Origin of the sequence: Pseudomonas edaphica, from assembly GCF_965277385.1 — a bacterium.
GTDB lineage: Bacteria > Pseudomonadota > Gammaproteobacteria > Pseudomonadales > Pseudomonadaceae > Aquipseudomonas > Aquipseudomonas edaphica.
Genome location: NZ_OZ255725.1, coordinates 2,646,371 through 2,667,243, shown reverse-complemented (window position 1 = coordinate 2,667,243; position 20,873 = coordinate 2,646,371). Strand labels below are relative to the sequence as shown.

Here is a 20,873-nt window from a genome sequence, read left to right as displayed (position 1 = left end):
GAACGACTCACGACGAGACCCCATGGCCACTCCCAGCGCTAGCTCTTATAACGCCGACGCCATCGAAGTCCTCTCGGGCCTCGACCCGGTGCGCAAACGCCCCGGCATGTACACCGACACCAGTCGGCCGAACCACCTTGCCCAGGAAGTCATCGACAACAGCGTCGACGAAGCCTTGGCCGGGCATGCCAAGTCGGTACAAGTCATCCTCCACGCCGACCATTCCCTGGAAGTGTCCGACGATGGTCGCGGCATGCCGGTGGACATTCACCCGGAAGAGGGTGTGTCGGGCGTCGAGCTGATCCTTACCAAGCTCCATGCGGGCGGCAAGTTCTCCAACAAGAACTACCAGTTCTCCGGTGGCTTGCACGGTGTGGGTATTTCCGTGGTCAACGCCCTGTCGACCCTGGTGCGGGTCAAGGTCAAGCGCGACGGCAACGAGTACCAGATGACCTTTGCCGATGGCTACAAAGCCACCGACCTGGAGGTCGTCGGTACCGTTGGCAAGCGCAACACCGGCACCAGCGTGTACTTCGCGCCGGACCCGAAATACTTCGATTCGCCAAAATTCTCCATCAGCCGCCTCAAGCACGTACTCAAGGCCAAGGCGGTATTGTGCCCGGGCCTGCTGGTCAGCTTTGAAGACAAAGGCACCGGCGAAAAGGTCGAATGGCACTACGAAGATGGCCTGCGCTCCTACCTGGAAGACTCGGTCAGCGACTTTGAACGCCTGCCTAACGAGCCGTTCTGCGGCAGCCTGGCGGGGAATAAGGAAGCCGTCGACTGGGCACTGCTGTGGTTGCCCGAAGGTGGCGACAGCGTGCAGGAAAGCTACGTCAACCTGATCCCCACCGCCCAGGGCGGCACCCACGTCAACGGTTTGCGCCAGGGTTTGCTGGACGCCATGCGCGAGTTCTGCGAATACCGCAGCCTGTTGCCGCGCGGCGTGAAGCTGGCGCCGGAAGACGTGTGGGAGCGCATCGCGTTCGTGCTGTCGATGAAGATGCAGGAGCCGCAGTTCTCCGGCCAGACCAAAGAGCGTTTGTCGTCCCGCGAGGCGGCGGCGTTTGTCTCCGGTGTGGTCAAGGACGCGTTCAGCCTGTGGCTCAACGAGCACCCGGAACTGGGCCTGGCCCTGGCGGAGCTGGCGATCAACAACGCCGGTCGTCGCCTGAAGGCCAGCAAGAAAGTCGAGCGCAAGCGCATCACCCAAGGCCCGGCACTCCCAGGCAAATTGGCCGATTGCGCCGGGCAAGACCCGATGCGCTCTGAGCTGTTCCTGGTCGAAGGTGACTCCGCCGGCGGTTCCGCCAAGCAAGCGCGGGACAAAGAGTTCCAGGCGATCCTGCCGTTGCGCGGCAAGATCCTCAACACCTGGGAAGTCGACGGCAGCGAAGTCCTGGCCAGCCAGGAAGTGCACAACATCGCCGTGGCGATTGGTGTAGACCCAGGCGCGGCGGACATGAGCCAGCTGCGCTACGGCAAGATCTGCATCCTCGCCGACGCCGACTCCGACGGCCTGCACATCGCCACGTTGCTCTGCGCACTGTTTGTGCAGCACTTCCGCCCGTTGGTGGATGCCGGCCACGTCTACGTCGCCATGCCGCCCTTGTACCGTATCGACCTGGGCAAAGAGATTTTCTACGCCCTGGACGAAGCCGAGCGCGATGGCATCCTCGACCGCTTGGTGGCCGAGAAGAAACGCGGCAAGCCACAGGTCACGCGATTCAAAGGCCTGGGTGAGATGAACCCGCCGCAGCTGCGCGAAACCACCATGGACCCGAACACGCGGCGCCTGGTGCAGTTGACCCTGGAAGACTTCGCCGGCACGTCGGAAATGATGGACATGCTGCTGGCGAAGAAGCGTGCGCCGGACCGCAAAGCCTGGCTGGAGTCCAAAGGTAACCTGGCCGAGGTGCTGGGCTGATGCGCACAGGTTTCGCCCTGGCGATCCTGATGTTGAGCGGGTTGGCGGCCACCCAAGCGGTGGCCGCGCCCGTGGCTGAGCTTAAATTAGTCTCCGAACACCCGGTGGACGGCATGCGCGGTGGCAACCTGTCGGGCCTGGCGCTGTGTGGCCAGGACCTGTGGACGGTTTCCGACCGTGATGACGACCAGATCTATCGCCTCGATATCAGCGCGCCGACCTGGAAGGCCGAAACTGTAAAGATCGAGGTGCCGCCGGTACCCGAGTCCGGCCTGCCTTGGGGTTTGCGTTCGCGCACCAAGGCTGCGTCGTTCATTCGTGGCGGCGACCTGGATTTTGAAGGCATCACCTGTGACGCCGCCGGCAACCGCTACATTGTCAGTGAAGCCCATGCGGCGGTGCTGCAAGTGCCGGTGAACGGTGCGCCGCAATGGTTGAAGATTGCTCCGGGCATGGTCCGCGAAGCGCGGGCCAGTGGGATGTTGCTGCACTTCAATGCCTTGTTCGAAGGTTTGGCGATCAACCCCGAAGGCAATCAGATCTGGCTGGCCGCCGAGCGAGAGCGACGAGGGTTGATCTCGATCAAGCGTGGCCAGAGCGTGTGGGATTGCGATGGGCCCTGTGTGTTGCTGAGCGAGGCCGGCCAGGAAGTGCAACCGGCACAGTTCACCAACGCCAAGGCGGTGTCCAAGGACTTTGCCGACCTGGCGCTGTTTAACGGCAAGCTGTTTACCCTGGAGCGCAATGCGTTCCAGATTTGCCGGCGCGATGCGGTCACGGCCAAAGTCGAGCTGTGCTGGTCGTTTGCCGACGAAACCCTGACACCGAACCGGCGTTATGCCCAGCCTTATGGCTTGGCCGAAGCCCTGGTGGTGGATGCCGAAGGTGTGTGGTTGGGTATCGACAATAATTTTGGCCCGCGTGCCGACGGTGAAAAACGCCCGGTGGTCTATCGTTTTGCCGCGCCGGCCGGTGGCTGGGGCGCCCAACCATGACGGCAGCGCCGCCCGGCAAACGTGCCGGACGTGTACTGATGTTCGTGGCATGGGGCGCCGGGCTGTTTTTGGCCACGCGTTTTTTTGGGCAGTGGGAAGCGCGTCAGGAAAACCCCAATGCGGTGGTGACCTCAGAGCAGCATGAGGGTTACATCGAAGTAAAATTGCTGGGCAACGGCCAAGGGCATTTTGTCGCCAGCGGCCAGATCAACGGATCGCCGGTGGAGTTTATGCTCGACACCGGCGCGACCGATGTGGCGGTGCCGGCCGAATTGGCCGACCGCCTCGGGCTCAAGCGCGGCCTGCCCGTGACCTTGAGCACCGCCAATGGGCGTAGCCAGGGCTACCGCACCCGCCTTGATCGCCTGAAGCTGGGCGATATTGTCCTGCAGGACGTCCGCGCGCTGGTAGCGCCGGGCTTGGGCGGTGAGCAGGTACTGTTGGGCATGAGTGCATTGAAACAACTTGAATTTACCCAGCGCAGCGGCACCATGCTGCTGCGCCAGACCAAACAATGATGAGGCCCGCATGAGTGACATCCTCGCAGACAGCTTAGATGGCGTAGAACGCCGATCGCTGGCTGACTTCACCGAAAATGCCTACCTCAACTACTCCATGTACGTGATCATGGACCGTGCCTTGCCGCATATCGGCGACGGCCTGAAGCCCGTGCAGCGGCGCATTATCTACGCCATGAGTGAGTTGGGCCTGGACGCAGATTCCAAGCACAAGAAATCGGCGCGTACCGTCGGTGACGTGCTCGGTAAGTTCCACCCCCACGGCGACTCGGCCTGCTACGAAGCCATGGTGCTGATGGCCCAGCCGTTCAGCTACCGCTACACCTTGGTGGACGGCCAGGGTAACTGGGGTGCGCCGGATGATCCCAAGTCCTTCGCCGCCATGCGGTACACCGAGGCGCGTCTGTCGCGTTACTCGGAAGTGCTGCTGAGCGAGTTGGGCCAGGGCACCGCGAACTGGGGGCCTAACTTCGACGGCACCCTGGACGAACCGCTGGTGTTGCCGGCGCGTTTGCCGAATATCCTGCTCAATGGCACCACCGGCATCGCGGTCGGCATGGCCACTGATGTGCCGCCGCACAACCTGCGCGAAGTCGCGACTGCCTGCGTGCGTTTGCTTGATGAGCCAAAAGCTACGGTCGAGCAGCTCTGCGAGCATATTCAAGGCCCGGATTACCCGACCGAAGCGGAAATCATCACGCCGCGTGCCGACCTGCTGAAGATGTACGAGACCGGCAAGGGCTCGGTGCGCATGCGCGCGGTTTACCACATTGAAGACGGCGACATTATTGTCACCGCACTGCCGCACCAGGTGTCCGGTGCCAAGGTGCTGGAGCAGATTGCCGCGCTGATGCAGGCCAAACCGTCGAAATTGCCGCAAGTGGCTGACTTGCGTGACGAGTCCGACCACGAAAACCCCTGCCGCATCGTGATCATCCCGACCAACAGCCGGGTCGACCACGAAGTGCTGATGCAGCATCTGTTTGCCAGCACCGACCTTGAGTCCAGCTACCGGGTCAACGTCAACATCATCGGCCTGGACGGCAAGCCACAGCTGAAAAACCTGCGCAACCTGCTGGTGGAATGGCTGGAGTTCCGCGTACAGACGGTGCGCCGCCGCCTGCAATTTCGTCTCGACAAGGTTGAGCGCCGCCTGCACCTGTTGGATGGTTTGCTGATCGCTTACCTCAACCTGGATGAAGTGATCCACATCATCCGCACCGCCGAGCACCCGAAAGCCGAGCTGATTGCGCGTTTCGAGCTGAGCGAGATCCAGGCCGACTACATCCTCGACACCCGCTTGCGTCAGTTGGCGCGGCTCGAAGAGATGAAGTTGCGCGACGAGCAAGACGCGCTGCTCAAGGAGCAAGCCAAGCTGCAAGCCCTGTTGGGTAGCGAAACCAAGCTCAAAAAGCTGGTGCGCAGTGAACTGATCAAAGACGCCGAAACCTATGGCGATGATCGCCGCTCGCCAATCGTCGAGCGCGCAGAAGCGAAAGCCCTGACAGAAACCGAACTGTTGCCTAACGAGAAAATTACCGTCGTTCTGTCGGAAAAGGGTTGGGTTCGTTCCGCCAAAGGGCATGATATTGACGCCACCGGCCTCTCGTACAAGGCTGGCGATGGTTTCAAGACCGCTGCGGCCGGGCGTTCCAACCAGTTTGCGGTGTTTATCGACTCCACCGGGCGCAGCTATTCGGTGCCGGCGCACACCTTGCCATCGGCACGTGGGCAGGGCGAGCCGCTTACCGGGCGCCTGACGCCGCCACCGGGGGCGAGTTTCGAGTGCGTGCTGCTGCCGGATGACGATTCGCTGTACGTGATCGCCTCCGACGCGGGTTACGGTTTTGTGGTCAAGGGTGAAGACCTGCAGGCCAAGAACAAGGCGGGTAAAGCGTTGTTGAGCTTGCCGAACAACGCCAAGGTGATCCTGCCGCGCACCGTGGAGGACCGCGAGAGCAACTGGCTGGCGTCGGTGACTACCGAAGGGCGTTTGCTGGTGTTCAAGATCAGCGATTTGCCGCAGTTGGGTAAAGGCAAGGGCAACAAGATTATCGGGATTCCCGGGGAGCGCGTGGCCAGTCGCGAAGAGTACGTGACCGACATCGCCGTGATCCCGGAAGGCTCTACCCTGGTGCTCCAGGCCGGCAAGCGCACGCTGTCACTGCGCCCCGACGACCTTGAACACTACAAGGGTGAGCGTGGCCGACGGGGTAATAAACTGCCGCGTGGCTTCCAGCGCGTGGATGCTTTGCTGGTGGAAACGCCTGTTTAAGGCGGATTAGAGGGCTCGATCTACGATTTAACGCGTAGATCGGCGCTTTCGCGCTGGAGTCAGGGCGCATATTCACGGATGATATGGCCTTTCCAGCGCCGGCGTGGCCGAGCGTGTTTAGGTTATTTTTAGTATTACATTGTGGTTCGCCTTGTGGCAGCCACCTGGATGGGATGATGACTGCTCCACGCCTTCCTTTATTTTTGATGCTCGCTGGCCTTTTGGGGCTGGCGGGTTGCAGCACACACCAACCGGTGTCGCTGTACCAGCTGGACAGCGGAAGTCCGGCTCAGCCTGCGCAAACCGCCGGCATGGCCGTTTTGCTTGGCCCGGTCGTCGTTGCTGATTACCTGCAACGCGAAACCCTGCTTCAACGTCAGAACGACGGCAGCCTGCAAGGTTCCACCGATGGTCGTTGGGCGGGTAGTTTGTCGTCCGATATCAACCAGCTGATGTTGCGTCAGGTGGCTGGCCATCTCGACAGCCAGCGTGTGGTGCTTGCACCTGGGCCGGCGGGTTTTACCCCGGACGTGCAGGTATTGCTGACCATCACGCGGCTTGACTCGGGTGCTTCGCAACCGGCGATTCTTGACGCCCAATGGCGCTTGATCGACCGCCGTGGCCAGGTGCGCGATAACCGCATCGTGCACCTGCAGGAAGAACATACCGGCACCACCGCGTCCCAGGTCCAGGCCCAGGGCGTGTTGTTGCAGAATCTGGCGCAACAGTTGTCGGTGGCGCTCAAGCCATTGGCCAACCAGCCGCCAGTGGCCGAGGCGCCGCGCAAGCAAGCGCCGTCCCAGGCCAAACCGTCAGCTCCGCAGAAGCCTAAGATGCCGATGGCCACGCCGATTCGCACGGATATGGAAGTGTTCAGGTTCTGATCTGAATCGCGCCCAAACAAAAGGCCCGCTTACTCAGCGGGCCTTTTTGTTGTCTGCACGGATATGGAAGTGTTCAGGTTCTGATCTGAATCGCGCCCAAACAAAAGGCCCGCTTACTCAGCGGGCCTTTTTGTCTGATTTGAGCTTTGTTGAAGATTAACGGTGGGCGCGGGCTTGTGTGGCGAGGGAGCTTGCTCCCGTTGACTGCGCAGCAGTCTCCGGCTTTTGGGGGGCGCTTCGCACCCCAGCGCAAGCAAGCTTGCTCGCCACACAAGCCCGCTCCCACAGGGACCTTATGCAGCTGTCAGGGCTTGTTACGGGTCTCATGCATGCGCGCCAGCTGGCGTTCCAGCATCGACGGGTACGGCTCCATCAGCCTCTCCACACAGCTCGCGCCTTCAGGGCTGGCAATCGGGCGGATTCGTGCGCGCTGGCGGATCAACGCATCTTCACTGATCTTGCGCTCCACCAGCAGCAGGTTGCGGCTGTGTTGGGACAAGGCCAGCGCATCCTGGGCGATCTCGGTAAGCAGCAGGTCGATCTGGCTCATGCCGAACAGATCGTCACCGACGGTCAGGCCAAGTTGCAGCTGCAAGGTAATGCCGCTGTCGGCCACTTCAATCTGCAAGGCATGGCCGAGGGCGCGCAGCAGTTCGCCGCAGCAAATCGCGTTGGTCAGGTAGTCTTCGCCGCTGTCTTCACTGTGGAACAGCATCAACGTGCTGCCATCGTTCAGGGTGTGCAGCTCGCTCTGGTAGAGCGACGCGGCCTGGTCGAGGCAGTCGCGGTAGCGCTCCAGCAATTCGGTGAGGCGCGCACGGGGCAGGCGACGCAGTTGGTCCTGCGAGCCCAGTTGCACCGCCAGTACGGCGCTGTGCTGCGGCTCGGTATTTTTCACCGGCGCAGGTTGCGGGGCCACAACGGGTGCGGCGGCCGAGGTGTCGCGCAGGTCGGCGAACGGGTCTTCATCGTCCAGTTCGTCTTCTTCGGCCTTGATTACCTGGCGTGGCGCAGGCTTGAGGGCGGCCACCGGCGCGCTTTCGTCAAAGCCTGGGTCACGCAGGTTGCGCACTTCAAACTCGGGCTCGTCGTCGTAGTCGGTGTCGTCGTACTCAGGCTCGGGTTCAACCTCAGGCACCACCGGCTCGGGAGCGAAGCTGGCGTGAAGCTGGCGGGCGAGGTCGCCGATTTCGTCCTGGCGGTCGGTGGCCGGGGTGTGTTCGTCGATATCGCGCAGCCAGATGCGCAGTTGCATCAGCGGCGTGGAGATATGCCGACCCAGGCGCAAGCTCAGGGCCAGGGCCAGTGCCAGCAGGATCGCGCTGAGGATGCCCATGCTTTGCAGGCTGATGGTCATCGGCTGCTGGAATTGCTGCATGTCGAGGCTGATGCGCAGTTGCCCGGCCTTCACATCCTGAAACGTAATATTGCTCGAATACAGACCTTCTGCTTCACCCAGCAGGCCGTTTTTCGGGCGCTGCCCGGCTTCGGCCATGATCCGGTTGTCCACGCTGTAGATGGCGGCGTGGGCCACCAGCGGGTTCTTGGTCAGGTTATTGAGCAGCACGTTGAGGCTGAGGATGTCGTTGGACACCAGCAACTCAGTCGCCGAAGTGGCGGTCTGGGTCGTCAGGCTCTCGCCCAGGGCGTCGGCTTGCTCGTGCATGGCCTGCTTGAACTGCAAACCCATCACGCAGGCGTAGATCACCAAGGCCAGAGCGACCAGGATCACGTTATGGCTGGCGATGCGTAATGCGATCGGTACACGGCGGTGGCGCAGTGCCCGGAAGATCAGCAGGAAGAAGTTATCGGTTTTTACTGGCGTGGGCCGGTTCACTTGCGCTCGGCTCTTGGTCCGTGAAGTTGACGCGCAGTATAGCGACAGGCCTAGAACCGGCAAAGCGCTCGCTGTGCCCGATGGTCACTGAAAGTGGGTAGAATGCGGTTTTTTTCCAGCCTGGGGGTGCGCTTTGCGCGAAATTGTCCTGATAAACATCACCGGCGAAGACCGCCCGGGTCTCACCGCAGCCATTACCGGTGTTCTGGCCCAGGGTGGTGTGAACATTCTCGACATCGGCCAAGCGGTGATCCACGACACGCTGTCGTTCGGCATCCTGGTGGAAATCCCCAGCACCGAGCAGGCCTCGTCGGTGCTCAAAGACATCCTGTTTACGGCGTATAAGCTTGATCAACAGGTGCGTTTCACCCCGGTTTCCGAAGCCGATTACCAGCATTGGGTCGAAGGCCAGGGTAAAAAGCGCCACATCGTGACCCTGCTGACCCGCAAAGTAACCGCCGAACAATTGCAGCGTGTCAGCTCGATCACCGCTCAATATGGTTTGAATATCGATCACATCGACCGTCTGTCGGGTCGTATGCCGTTGGACACGCCGGCCGACAAAGGCAAGGGCTGCATCGAGTTCTCCGTGCGCGGCGAGCCGGCCGACCCGCAAGCCTTGCGCGCCGAATTCCTCAGCGTGGCCCAGGAACTGAATGTCGACATCGCCTTCCAGGAAGATTCGCTGTTCCGCCGTAACCGCCGCCTGGCGGTGTTCGACATGGACTCCACGCTGATCGAAGCCGAAGTCATCGACGAGCTGGCCAAGGCCGCCGGTGTGGGCGAGCAGGTGTCCGAAATCACCGAGCGCGCCATGGCCGGTGAGCTGGATTTTCGCGCCAGCTTCAAGGAGCGCCTGGCACTGCTCAAGGGCTTGGACGTAAGCGTGTTGGATTCGATCGGTGCTTCGCTGCGCCTGACCGAAGGCGCCGAAACCTTGTTTGCCGAACTCAAGCGCCTGGGCTACAAGACTGCAATTCTCTCGGGCGGTTTCACCTACTTCGCCAAGCAATTGCAGGCCAAGCTGGGCATTGACTATGTATTTGCCAACGAGCTGGAAGTGGTGGATGGCAAAGTGACCGGCGTGGCGGTCGAGCCGATTGTCGACGCACAGCGCAAGGCGGACTTGCTGAAGGAATTGGCCCACAAGGAAGGTTTGCGTCTGGAGCAGACCATTGCGGTCGGCGACGGCGCCAATGACTTGCCGATGCTGGCGATTGCCGGGTTGGGTGTGGCGTTCCGTGCCAAGCCGCTCGTCAAGCAATCGGCCAAGCAGGCGATTTCGACGCTGGGGCTGGATGGTGTGTTGTATCTGCTGGGCTTTCGCGATCGCGACGGGCAGTTGTAACCCGATCTAACTGCAAGATTGCAGTAACTGTGGGAGCCGGGCTTGCTCGCGATAGCGGTAGTTCAGTCATTGAAGTATTGACTGATACGCCGCTATCGCGGGCAAGCCCGGCTCCCACATTTGATTTGCATCAGCTTCAAATCAGGCTTTCGGCAGTGCGATACCCTGGCCCATCTGTACCGGCGTACCCGCCACCAACTCCTCTGCCCACTTCACCTGATCCGGCCCGAACAGCACGATGGCGGTCGAACCCAGCTTGAAGCGGCCCAGTTCAGCACCTTTCTCCAAGTGAATCGGCGCGCGTGCGGCTTCGTCGTAGCGGAAGGTTTTCAGCTCGCGTTTCGGCGGCGTGACCAGCCCGGCCCATACGGTTTCAATCGACGCCACAATCATCGCGCCCACCAACACCACAGCCATCGGGCCGCGTTCGGTGTCGAACAGGCAGACAACACGCTCGTTGCGCGCAAACAGTTCCGGCACGTTTTCGGCGGTGGTCTGGTTGACCGAGAAAATCCGGCCCGGCACGTAGACCATCTCACGCAGCGTACCGGCCAAAGGCATGTGTACGCGGTGGTAATCCTTCGGCGACAGGTAAATAGTGGCGAAATCACCGCCCATGAACGGTGCAGCCAACGCCGCATCACCACCGAGCAATTCCAGCACGCTAAAGCTATGGCCTTTGGCCTGGAACACACGACCGTGTTCAATCGGGCCAAGCTGGCTGACCGCGCCGTCGGCTGGGCTCAGCACCGCGCCTGGGGTTTCATCCAACGGGCGGGCGCCGTCTTTCAGGGCGCGGGTAAAGAAGGCATTGAAGTGCTCGTAGGCGGTGAGGTCTTCCACCAGCGCCTGGGACATGTCCACTTGATAGCGCTTGGCGAACCACGCCGTGAAGGCATTCTTGAACCAGCGCACGCGGCACTCGGCAATGCAGCCGGCCAGGCGCGACAGCAAGTGGTGCGGCAGCAAGTACTGGCTGAGGATAAACAACTGCTTTTTCATAACTGTCCTTAAACCTTAAATCTCGACGGGGGTGTCGGGGTGGTTGCCCCATTCGCCCCAGGAACCGGCATAACCTTTGACTCGCGGATAACCGAGCGCCTTGGCCACCAGGTAGGTGAAGCCAGAGCGGTGGTGAGTCTGGCAGTGGGTGATGATTTCTTTGTCGCGGGTCAGCCCGAGGTCTTCGAGGATCTGCGGCATGTCGCGGCGGATACGCAGGTTGCGCGCCTTGTCCATGCCGGCAGTCCATTCGAAGTTGACGGCGCCGGGGATGTGACCACCCTTGGCGGCGAGCACTTTCTCGCCGGAATATTCCAGCGGGCCGCGTGCGTCCCAGATCCCCAGGTCGGCGGCGCCGAGACGGCTTTGCAGGTATTCGCGGGTGGCGGTGGGGCCGTCGTGCAGCGTGAGGCTGACCGGGCCGCCAACCGGGGCGGGCACTTCGGTGGATACCGGGTGTTTTTCGTCCAGCCAGGCCAGCAGGCCGCCATCCAGGTAGTGGTACTTCTGGTGGCCGATCACGTCGAGCAGCCAGATAAACCGCCCGGCCCAGCCGCCGCCTTCGTCGTCATAGACGACGTAAGTGGCGTCCGGGGTGTGGCCCAGTTCGCCGAACAGCTTTTCCAGGTCGGCCTTGTGCGGCAGCAAGCCGGGTGCTGGCGGCTGGCCCAGTTGGGTGCGCTTGGGGTCAACGAAATGCGCGCCGGGGATATGCCCTTCGGCGTAGCGGGCGGCACTGGTGAGGTCCACCAGAATCAAGTGTTCGGCATCCAGGCGACCAAGCAGGTCGCTGGACTCGATCACCAGCGGCAAGCCAGAGAAGTCAGGCATGTGAGGTCTCCTGGGCACAAATGTTGGTGATAAAAGAGGGCGATTGTAGCGCAAGCATCAGGCGCTGCGGTTGGTAAAGCTGTGCAGCGCTTTCTCGATGCATTGAGCGGTTTTGCCAAAAGCCTGCACGGTGGTTTCCGAGAACGGCCCGCCGCCCTGGTCGGCGACCATCAGCATCACCACGCGGCCATTGCAGCTCAGAGAGCGTAGCAACAGGTGTTCACCGGTAAACCAGCGGCGCAGGATCGGCGGCAGCAGCGCAGAAAATTGCGCGTGATTGTCTGGCGTGAGGCGCACCTGGGCGGACTTTTCCAGCAAGCGTTGCAGCAGTGTGCTGTTGACGACGTCGAGGCTCAGGTTGGCAGCGTCCTTGGGCAAGCCATCGGCCTGATGCACACGCAAGGTACTCAGGGCGCGGTCGGCCATAAAGAGCAGCACCCTCTGCATGCCACTGGCGACCAAGGCTTCCTTGGCGCAGGTGGTCAAGTGCATGGCGTTGGCAAAGCGGCTCGGTTCGACCAGCAACTCGGTGCAGCGCTTGCGCCACACGGCCAATGCTTCGGCAGTGGGCGGCGGTGCGGGCAGCAGGCCGCGATGGACCTTCTGCACGTGCCACGGCCAGATCAGCGACAGCGCCGGGTGCCAGAGGTCCGGCATCAAGGTGGTGCGCGCGCTGGTGACCGCTTGTTGGTGAACCTGCTGCTGCACGTCACACAGCGGCGCTTGCAGGTACAGCGCGGTAAGGTATTGCCAACGCTCGGTGTGCGGGCAGGTCCAGGATTCCTGGGCCGACATCGCCAGGCCGTTGGCCAGCAGCACGGTGTTGGCGGGTTGGTTCAACCAGCGCCGCAGGTTGGGTTCGGCATCGAGCAATTGCTGCTGGCGCAGCGCGTCATCTTCGCGGGCGATGTGCAGCGCCTTGACCAGCAAGCGCTGCTCGGTCAGCAGCAGGTTGTAGCCCTGGGACACCCAGATCGGCAGGTGCCAGGCTTCGGTCAGGCCAAGGCACAAGTCGAGCAGGCGTACACCGAACAGTTCCTGCTCGACCTTGTGCGCCGACTGGCCTTTGTGGATGACCCGCAGTTCCCATTCTTCCAGGAGTTTGGGGTAGGCCACGGCCAGCGGCCACAGTGGCGACAGAAACAGCAGGCTGCCCCAATGGATGTCTTGCCACAGCCGCGCCAGGCGGCTGGCGAACAAACCGTTGGCTTGCTGTGAGGCGTGTTGGCTTATCAGCAGCAGTTGGCGCAAAGCCACCGGGATGTCTTTTTCCGGCACCGAGGGCAGGCGCGCGAGCAATTCTTCGGCGCGTTTGAGACCCAGGCGGTTCAGCGCCACTTCGAGGTTTTCCGCCGGCCCCGACAGGCTGCCGTGCGCCTGGCTGTTGGCCTCGCGCATCACACTGAGCACCAGTGCCGGGCTGTTTTGCATCAGCTCGGCAATATCTCGCAATGAACTGCGGCTGTCGCGGATGGCCTTGCACACGCGTTCGTGACTAGCCTGAGGAACAGGCAGCAGCACATCGTCCAGGCGCTTGATCCAAGCGGCGAGGGTGGTGGGTTTTGTATTTGGAACTGTCGTTTCGTTTGCCATGATTGGGGCGCGATCATCACTTGCGTTCTACACGCCCGGAACGGGCCGAATTGGCTTTTCGCCTTAACGGGCTATAGTCTGGCGCAGTTTTGCCGATAAGTAGAACAAGAGTTTTCTGCAGCACCCACTATGTCCATGAACCCGACGGCGCAAGTACCAATCTCCTATGGCTAAAATTATCGGCATCATCGTCGTCATCGCAAGTGTGCTCGGTGGGTACGTCCTGTCCCACGGTAAAATTGCCGCGCTGATCCAGCCCTTCGAAGTGCTGATCATCGGCGGCGCCGCGTTTGGTGCTTTCCTGCAGGCCAACCCCGGCTACATGACCATGCACGTGATCAAAAAGTCGCTGGGCATGTTCAGCTCACGCTTCTCTCACACGTTCTATCTTGAAGTGCTGGGGCTGATCTACGAGATCCTCAACAAGAGCCGCCGCGAAGGCATGATGGCCATCGAAGGCGACATCGAAGACGCTGCCGCCAGCCCGATTTTCGCCAAGTACCCGGCCGTGCTCAAAGATGAGCGCATGACCGCCTACATCTGTGACTACCTGCGCATCATGTCCTCCGGCAACATGGCCCCGCACGAGCTGGAAGGGCTGTTCGACATGGAGCTGTTCAGCCTGAAGGAAGAGCTGGAACATCCTTCCCACGCCGTGACCGGCGTCGCCGACGGCATGCCCGGTTTTGGTATCGTTGCGGCGGTACTGGGCATTGTGGTGACCATGGCATCCCTGGGTGAGGGCGACCAGAAGGCTATCGGCATGCACGTGGGCGCGGCCCTCGTCGGTACCTTCTTCGGTATCCTCGCGGCCTACGGTTTCTTCGGCCCACTGGCCACGTCCCTGGCCCACGATGCCAAGGAAGAAGTGAATTTGTACGAAGCGATCAAGGCCTGCCTGGTGGCTTCGGCGTCCGGCATGCCGCCATCGCTGGCGGTGGAGTTCGGGCGCAAGGTGCTGTACCCGAAGCATCGCCCAAGTTTTGCCGAGCTGGAACAAGCGGTTCGCGGTCGCTAAGTCATGGAAAACAACCAGCCGATAATCATCAAGCGCGTCAAGCGCTTCGCTGCGGGGCACCATGGCGGCGCCTGGAAAATCGCCTTCGCCGACTTTGCCACGGCGATGATGGCGTTCTTCCTGGTGCTGTGGCTGATGTCGACCGCCACGCCCGAGCAGAAGATCGCCATTGCCGGTTACTTCAAAGACCCGATTGGTTTTTCGGAAAGCGGCACGCCCTTCGTGATCGACCTGGGCGGCTCGCCGCAACTGGCGCCTGAGCGCACCATCAACCCCGAGGTCAAGACCGAGTCGCCGCAGGAAAACATCCCGATCGAGCGCGACACCGTCGAGAGCATGGCCGAGCAGGTCGAGAAAGAGCGCCTGGAGTTGTTGCTGCAGGAACTGCAGACCAAGGTCGAAGAAAACCCGCAGCTGCTGAAGTTCAAGGATCAGATTTCCTTCGAGATCACCCCCGAAGGCTTGCGCATCCAGATCACCGATGCGGCCAATCGGCCGATGTTCGACTCCGGCAGTGCGCGCTTGAAACCGTACTTCGAAGATATCCTGCTGGCCATGGCCGACACCATCAAGGCGGTGCCGAACAAGATCAGCATCAGCGGTCATACCGACGCCAAGCCCTATGCGGGCCAAGGCGACTTCGGCAACTGGGAGCTTTCGGCCAACCGCGCCAATGCCGCCCGTCGTGCGCTGGTGGCGGGCAGCTATCCCGACCCGCAAGTGGCGCGCGTGGTGGGGTTTGCGTCCTCGCAGTTGTTTGACCCTAAAGACCCGTTCAACCCGATCAACCGCCGTATCGATATCGTGGTGCTGACTAAAAAAGCCCAGCGTGCGATTGAAGGTGATCAGCCACCACCTGCGGCACCGACCCAGGGCGAAGGCGCACCGGGTGAAGTGCCGGCCGATCCGAATGCCATTCCGCCAGGTCAGGAGCCGCTGCCGGCCCATGAGCTGCGGCAGAAGCTGAACCTGTTTGATGACGGCGGGGTGAAAGACCCTACGGCGCCTGCGCCAACGCCGGGTTCGTAAGCGGTCTTTGTTGGTTGTAAATGAAAACGCCCCGACTATGTCGGGGCGTTTTCATTTGTGTTCAGAGAGGAAGGTAGGCTTTGACGCCGCTGATGACACCTCGCATGTCCTCCACGCACTGGCGCGGCACGAAGTACTCCCGGCCCTTGGAGCGAGTCTTTCTGTGCAGTTGTTAATGCCCCACAAAAAGCAAAGCCGCCCGAAGGCGGCCTCATTCGACGCGCAGTGGAGCTTGCTTCGCCCCTTCTGCGCCGCTGGATCAACCCCGAAAAGGATCCAGACTCCTGCCAGCTTTCGCTGGTGACGGAGCAATTATGCGCATCGAGAAATCCGAATACAAGCTGGCTTGTGCGTATGAGCCACCCAGTTGGTCCGGATTCTTGATGCCTGCTCCTATTAAATCAATGGACTAGGGGCTTCAGTACACTGGTTTATGTGTATCAAGAAGTGGATCGTTAGTAGCTGCTCTCCGGCAAGCTCGCAATAATCGACCGATAGCTGTTCATTCGCTGCTGCTGCACACGCCCATCTTCCAGGGCCTTGAGCAACGCACAGCCCGGCTCGCGGTCGTGTTTGCAGTCGCGGAAGCGGCAGGTGCCGATCAGGTCGTTGAACTCGATGAAGCCCGCTTCCACATCGCTGCGGCTGACGTGGCCGAGGCCGAATTCACGGATGCCTGGGGAGTCGATCAACTCACCGCCGCCGGGGAAGTGGAACAACCGCGCGGTGGTGGTGGTGTGGGTACCCTGGCCGGACAGTTCCGACAGCGGGCCGACACGGGTGTCGACTTCCGGCAGCAGGCTGTTGACCAGCGATGACTTGCCCACGCCAGACTGGCCGACGAACACACTGATGCGCCCGTCCAACTGCTGTTGCAGTTGTTCCATGCCATTGCCGTGATGCGCCGACACTTCCAGCACCGGGTAACCCAGGGTGCGGTAGACCGCCAGCAACGCGTTGAGCGCCGGGGCGTTCTGCTCATCGATCAGGTCGAATTTGTTCAGCAGCAGCAGCGGGCGAATGCCGGCATGCTCGGCTGCGACCAGGTAGCGGTCGATCAGGTTGGCGTGCGGCTCGGGCAGCGGCGCGAACACGATCACGATCATGTCGACGTTGGCCGCCACTGGCTTGAGCTGGCCACGACTGTCGGGGCGGCGTAGTTCGGTGGTGCGCGGCAATTGGGCGACGATCACGCCGATGCCCTGGTTGCCGGCACGCCACACGACCTTGTCGCCGGTGACCAGCGCAGGCAGGTTGGCGCGCAGGTGGCAGCGCGACACCGAGCCTGCGAGTTCGCCCTCGAGCGCCTCGACTTCGACCTGCACACCAAAGTGCGCGATCACCAGGCCCGTTTGTTCAGGCCCCAGGTCGCCGCCCTCGAGCGCTTCCACGGCGGAGGATTCACGTTTGGCGGCGCGAGCGGCGCGTTCGCCTTGAATCTTTTCGATGCGCCAGTTTTGGCGGCGATTGAGCTGGCGTTTGGCCATTGGTGTTCCGTGTCGATAATGCAAAGGTTGGGTAAAACGGTCGCGAGTCTAGCACGCCCCCGCCTGCTAAACTGCGCAGCTAAGCCAAGGGCCAAGAGAATCAAGCCATGCAAAACCCACAGAACCTGATTTGGATCGATCTGGAAATGACCGGTCTGAACCCCGACACCGACGTCATCATCGAGATGGCGACCATTGTCACCGACAGCAACCTCAACACCTTGGCCGAAGGTCCGGTGATCGCCATCCATCACAGCGACGCTGTACTGGCCACCATGGACGAGTGGAATACCCGCACCCACGGCAACTCGGGCCTGACCCAGCGCGTGCGCGAGAGCCGCATCAGCATGGCTGAGGCCGAAGCTGAAACCATCGCCTTCCTGGAAAAGTGGGTGCCCAAGGGCAAGTCGCCGATCTGCGGCAACAGCATCTGCCAGGATCGTCGCTTCCTTTATACGCACATGAAGGGGCTGGAAAGCTACTTCCACTATCGCAACCTGGACGTGTCCACACTCAAAGAGCTGGCGGCGCGCTGGGCGCCGGAGGTCAAGGACAGCTTCCACAAAGGCAGCACGCATTTGGCGCTGGATGACATTCGCGAGTCGATCGCCGAGTTGCAGCATTACCGCAAGCATTTCATCAAGGCTTGAATCTGTGGCGCCTGCTCTGGCCCCATTGCAGCATTGGTGTCTACGCAGCCGGTTGAAACAAAGTCTGTGGTAAGTGGGCTGTTGTGGCGAGCAGGCTTGCCCTGCGTTGGGCTGCGAAGCAGCCCCAAATCCAGACGCTGAGTTCTTTCAGGAAAATTGCAGTGTCTTTACTGGGGCCGCTTCGCAGCCCAACGCAGGGCAAGCCTGCTCGCCACAGGGAAATCTGGATGCCTTCAAGTTGTGTAGATACCAGGCCCTATCGCAGGCAAGCCAGCTCCCACACTTTGACTTGTGAACACATTCAAATGTGGGAGCTGGCTTGCCTGCGATGCTGTCGATACGGTCTTTCGCCTGCTGCCCCCTTTTGGTGCCATCACCCAATGATTAGAATGCGCGCCTATTCGCAAGGATCGCCATCATGCTGTTGATGCTCTACCTCATCGCCATCACCGCCGAAGCCATGACCGGCGCGCTGTCCGCCGGGCGCCGTGGCATGGACTGGTTTGGCGTGGTGCTGATCGCCTGCGTCACGGCGCTGGGCGGCGGTTCGGTGCGCGATGTACTGTTGGGGCATTACCCGCTGACGTGGGTCAAACACCCGGAATACCTGGTGCTGACCTCGATCGCCGCGCTGGTGACGATCTTTATTGCACCGCTGATGCGCCGTCTGCGCTCGCTGTTCCTGGCGCTGGACGCCTTGGGCCTGGTGGCGTTTACCCTGATCGGCTGCATGACTGCTTTGGAAATGGGTCACGGCATGCTGGTGGCTTCAGTCAGCGGCGTGATCACGGGCGTATTCGGCGGCATCCTGCGCGATATCTTCTGTAACGACATCCCGCTGATCTTTCGCCGCGAGCTGTACGCCAGCGTGTCGTTTCTCGCCGCCTGGTTCTACATGTTGTGCCTGTATCTGCAACTGCCCAGCGAGCAGGCGATTCTGCTGACTTTGTTCAGCGGCTTTTTATTGCGGCTGCTGGCGATACGTTTTCACTGGGAAATGCCCAAGTTCGTCTACAACGACGACGTGCACTAGCGCGTAGCGTGCTGGTTCAGCGCCCATTCCACATGTTCGCGCACCAGTTCGGACGGATAATCGCGACGTGCTTTCAAGGCTTCGAGTACCGGAATGCTTGACGGCGCGTTGCCCAGGCCCACTGCCAGGTTGCGCAGCCAGCGCTCATACCCGGCACGACGCAGGGGCGAGCCTTCTGTGTTGCTGAGGAATTTATCCTCGTCCCACATAAACAATTCGGCCAGTTCTGCGTTATCCAGATTGTGCCGTGGCTTGAAATCGCTTTCGGCCGTGGATCGGGCGAAACGATTCCACGGGCAAACGATCTGACAGTCATCGCAGCCGAACACTCGATTGCCGATCAGCGGGCGCAGGTCCTCGGGGATCGCGCTCTTGAGTTCGATGGTCAGGTAGGAAATGCAGCGCCGCGCGTCGAGCACATAAGGGCCGACGAAGGCATTGGTGGGGCAGATATCCAGGCACGCGGTGCAGCGGCCGCAATGCTCGGTGACGTGAGGCGCGTCCACCGGCAACGGCAAATCGACAAACAGTTCGCTTAAAAAGAAATAGCTGCCGGCCTTGCGATTGAGTACCAGGGTGTTTTTGCCGATCCAGCCGAGGCCAGCTTGTTCGGCAATGGCTTTTTCCAAAACGGGCGCGCTGTCGACAAAGGCGCGAAAGCCGAACGGGCCGATTTGTGCCTGGATACGGTCAGCCAGTTGTTGCACGCGCTTGCGGATCAGCTTGTGGTAATCGCGGCCCAAGGCGTAACGGGAGATGTAGGCTTTTTCTGGCTTGGCCAGCAACTGCGCCATTTGCGTGTCGCCTGGCAGATAATCCATGCGCAGCGAAACCACACGCAGCGTGCCCGGCACCAGTTCATCGGGGTGCGAACGTTTGCTGCCATGGGCGCCCATGTATTCCATCTCGCCGTGGTAGCCCGCGTCGAGCCAGCGTTGCAGGTGCTGCTCATGCTCGGCCAGGTCCAGGCCGCTGATGCCGACTTGTTGAAAGCCCAGCTCGCGGCCCCAGTCTTTGATCGATTGGGCGAGGGCGGGCAGATCGGAAGTAATTGCAGGCATGAGACACGGGAAACCACAGGTTAGATGCGTATAATTCTGCCAGACATCGGAGCTTGAAGACGCATGCCGCAGACAAAACACACAATTACCGACGTACAGCCGCTGTTGCACGGCCATTTGCCGCAACTGGCTGCACGTTCCCCGGACGCCCATAAAGGCCAGTTCGGTCACCTGCTGGTCATCGGCGGCGACCATGGCTTTGGCGGTGCCGGGCTGCTCAGCGCCGAAAGCGCCTTGCGCAGTGGCGCAGGCATGGTTTCGTTGGCGACTCGCCCGGAACACGTGCCAGCCGCACTCGCACGTTTGCCGGAGGTGATGACCGTCGGCGTCAGTTCGGCCAATCAGTTGATGGGGCTGCTGGAAAAAATCTCGGTGATCGTTATCGGTCCCGGCCTGGGCGCAGCGTCCTGGGGCAAAAGCCTGTTGTCGGTTGCCGCTAATGCCAAACAGCCGCAAGTCTGGGATGCCGACGCCTTGAACCAGTTGGCCGCAGGTGGTGTAAGCCTGCCGGCCAACAGCGTTATCACGCCGCATCCCGGTGAGGCGGCGCGGTTGATGGGCATCACGACAGCCGCGGTTCAGGCCGATCGCCTTAACGTGGCGCGCGCGTTAAGCCAGAAATTCAATGCAGTGGCTATCCTCAAGGGTGCTGGCAGTTTGATTGCCAGCCCGGACGGCCGTGTTTCGCGCTGTGACCAAGGTCACCCGGCGATGGCGACGGCCGGTTTGGGTGATGTGCTGAGCGGCTTGGTGGGTGCATTGCTGGCCCAGGGCATGCCCGCCTATGAGGCAAGTTGCCTGGCCGTGTGGTTGCACGCCACGGCGGGGGATCGCCAAGGCACTTATGGTCGCGGCCTGGCCGCCAGCGACCTGATACCTGCCATTCGTCAATTGCTGGAGGAGCAGTCGCCGTGCCTGAAGTAAGCCTTTTTCTGGCTGATGAAGACGCCATGGTTGCGTTGGGTCAGCGTATTGCACAGGTTACGGCCGGCGCAGGACTGATATTCCTTGAAGGGGACCTGGGCGCGGGCAAAACCACGCTGTCGCGAGGGATAATTCGTGGGTTAGGCCACACGGGCGCGGTAAAAAGCCCGACGTTCACCTTGGTCGAACCCTACGAGATCGGTGCAGTTCGCGCCTTCCATTTCGACCTGTATCGGCTGGTCGACCCCGAAGAACTGGAGTACATGGGTATCCGTGATTACTTCGATGAAGACGCACTGTGCTTGATCGAGTGGCCAGATAAAGGCACAGGCTTTTTGCCAAAGCCGGACCTGACCATTACCATTACGCCGCATGAGCATGGACGTCAGCTGAAGTTGTTGCCCCAGAGTGCGCGCGGCCAGTCTTGGTGCGCGGCCCTGGCATTGGAATTCAAATAAAAT

At 61.2% G+C, this 20,873-nt stretch carries 18 protein-coding genes; 12 read left to right on the top strand and 6 right to left on the bottom strand.

The window, feature by feature from the left end:
* Positions 1-22 precede the first annotated feature (22 nt).
* The 5 genes from parE (at position 23) to ACQY47_RS12140 (ending at position 6,599) form a co-directional block, all read left to right on the top strand.
* Positions 23-1,927 carry a DNA topoisomerase IV subunit B gene (gene parE, locus ACQY47_RS12160; RefSeq protein ID WP_099548087.1) on the top strand — a complete coding sequence of 635 codons (1,905 nt, stop codon included), beginning with the start codon at positions 23-25 and terminating at the stop codon, positions 1,925-1,927.
* Entirely contained in the window at positions 1,927-2,922 is a 996-nt protein-coding gene (locus ACQY47_RS12155; protein ID WP_170039105.1) for an esterase-like activity of phytase family protein, read from the top strand. The genes parE and ACQY47_RS12155 overlap by 1 nt, the downstream gene beginning before the upstream one ends.
* On the top strand, positions 2,919-3,440 hold the full coding sequence (locus ACQY47_RS12150; RefSeq protein WP_177023483.1) for a retropepsin-like aspartic protease family protein: 522 nt from the start codon (positions 2,919-2,921) through the stop codon (positions 3,438-3,440). The genes ACQY47_RS12155 and ACQY47_RS12150 overlap by 4 nt, the downstream gene beginning before the upstream one ends.
* Before the next feature lie 10 nt (positions 3,441-3,450).
* Positions 3,451-5,715 carry a DNA topoisomerase IV subunit A gene (gene parC, locus ACQY47_RS12145; protein WP_428557156.1) on the top strand — a complete coding sequence of 755 codons (2,265 nt, stop codon included), beginning with the start codon at positions 3,451-3,453 and terminating at the stop codon, positions 5,713-5,715.
* Positions 5,716-5,891: 176 nt separating this feature from the next.
* Complete coding sequence (locus ACQY47_RS12140; RefSeq protein WP_428557155.1) at positions 5,892-6,599, top strand: PqiC family protein; 708 nt, start codon at positions 5,892-5,894, stop codon at positions 6,597-6,599.
* Positions 6,600-6,903: 304 nt separating this feature from the next.
* On the opposite strand, the gene ACQY47_RS12135 is transcribed toward ACQY47_RS12140, so the two are convergent.
* Positions 6,904-8,436, bottom strand: coding sequence for an AhpA/YtjB family protein (locus tag ACQY47_RS12135; RefSeq protein ID WP_065930685.1), 1,533 nt, complete (start codon positions 8,434-8,436; stop codon positions 6,904-6,906).
* A gap of 133 nt (positions 8,437-8,569) precedes the next feature.
* Between ACQY47_RS12135 and serB the strand changes: the two genes are divergently transcribed.
* Complete coding sequence (serB, locus tag ACQY47_RS12130) at positions 8,570-9,784, top strand: phosphoserine phosphatase SerB (protein ID WP_017138476.1); 1,215 nt, start codon at positions 8,570-8,572, stop codon at positions 9,782-9,784.
* 141 nt (positions 9,785-9,925) lie between these two features.
* Here the strand turns inward: serB and asd are convergent, their stop codons facing one another.
* From asd to ACQY47_RS12115, 3 genes are read right to left on the bottom strand one after another with little or no spacing between them, the layout of a single operon-like run.
* Entirely contained in the window at positions 9,926-10,786 is an 861-nt protein-coding gene (asd, locus tag ACQY47_RS12125) for an archaetidylserine decarboxylase (protein ID WP_017138475.1), read from the bottom strand.
* Between the two features lie 15 nt (positions 10,787-10,801).
* Positions 10,802-11,617, bottom strand: coding sequence for a thiosulfate sulfurtransferase (rhdA, locus tag ACQY47_RS12120; RefSeq protein ID WP_099548090.1), 816 nt, complete (start codon positions 11,615-11,617; stop codon positions 10,802-10,804).
* 57 nt (positions 11,618-11,674) lie between these two features.
* Entirely contained in the window at positions 11,675-13,210 is a 1,536-nt protein-coding gene (locus ACQY47_RS12115; RefSeq protein WP_017138473.1) for an HDOD domain-containing protein, read from the bottom strand.
* Between the two features lie 166 nt (positions 13,211-13,376).
* Between ACQY47_RS12115 and motA the strand changes: the two genes are divergently transcribed.
* Both motA and motB read left to right on the top strand, forming a co-directional pair.
* Positions 13,377-14,228: a flagellar motor stator protein MotA gene (motA, locus tag ACQY47_RS12110; protein WP_017138472.1), complete on the top strand. Its 852-nt coding sequence runs from the start codon at positions 13,377-13,379 to the stop codon at positions 14,226-14,228.
* Positions 14,229-14,231: 3 nt separating this feature from the next.
* Entirely contained in the window at positions 14,232-15,257 is a 1,026-nt protein-coding gene (gene motB / locus ACQY47_RS12105) for a flagellar motor protein MotB (RefSeq protein ID WP_017138471.1), read from the top strand.
* A 455-nt stretch (positions 15,258-15,712) separates the two neighbouring features.
* On the opposite strand, the gene rsgA is transcribed toward motB, so the two are convergent.
* On the bottom strand, positions 15,713-16,744 hold the full coding sequence (rsgA, locus tag ACQY47_RS12100; RefSeq protein ID WP_003171340.1) for a small ribosomal subunit biogenesis GTPase RsgA: 1,032 nt from the start codon (positions 16,742-16,744) through the stop codon (positions 15,713-15,715).
* A 107-nt stretch (positions 16,745-16,851) separates the two neighbouring features.
* Between rsgA and orn the strand changes: the two genes are divergently transcribed.
* Together orn and ACQY47_RS12090 are read left to right on the top strand one after the other, a co-directional pair.
* Positions 16,852-17,394 (top strand): oligoribonuclease, encoded by a 543-nt coding sequence (gene orn / locus ACQY47_RS12095; RefSeq protein WP_060767947.1) that lies wholly within the window; start codon positions 16,852-16,854, stop codon positions 17,392-17,394.
* A gap of 415 nt (positions 17,395-17,809) precedes the next feature.
* The gene (locus ACQY47_RS12090) at positions 17,810-18,427 is read left to right on the top strand and encodes a trimeric intracellular cation channel family protein (protein WP_169986743.1); all 618 of its coding nucleotides are present in this window, start codon (positions 17,810-17,812) and stop codon (positions 18,425-18,427) included.
* Here the strand turns inward: ACQY47_RS12090 and queG are convergent.
* The gene (gene queG / locus ACQY47_RS12085; RefSeq protein ID WP_017138468.1) at positions 18,424-19,488 is read right to left on the bottom strand and encodes a tRNA epoxyqueuosine(34) reductase QueG; all 1,065 of its coding nucleotides are present in this window, start codon (positions 19,486-19,488) and stop codon (positions 18,424-18,426) included. The two genes, ACQY47_RS12090 and queG, sit on opposite strands and share 4 nt — an antisense overlap.
* Before the next feature lie 63 nt (positions 19,489-19,551).
* On the opposite strand from queG, the gene ACQY47_RS12080 reads away from it, so the two are divergent.
* Complete coding sequence (locus ACQY47_RS12080) at positions 19,552-20,412, top strand: NAD(P)H-hydrate dehydratase (RefSeq protein WP_428557154.1); 861 nt, start codon at positions 19,552-19,554, stop codon at positions 20,410-20,412.
* Positions 20,400-20,870 (top strand): tRNA (adenosine(37)-N6)-threonylcarbamoyltransferase complex ATPase subunit type 1 TsaE, encoded by a 471-nt coding sequence (gene tsaE, locus ACQY47_RS12075; protein ID WP_017138466.1) that lies wholly within the window; start codon positions 20,400-20,402, stop codon positions 20,868-20,870. Before ACQY47_RS12080 ends, tsaE begins: the two co-directional genes overlap by 13 nt.
* The last annotated feature ends 3 nt before the right edge of the window (positions 20,871-20,873 follow it).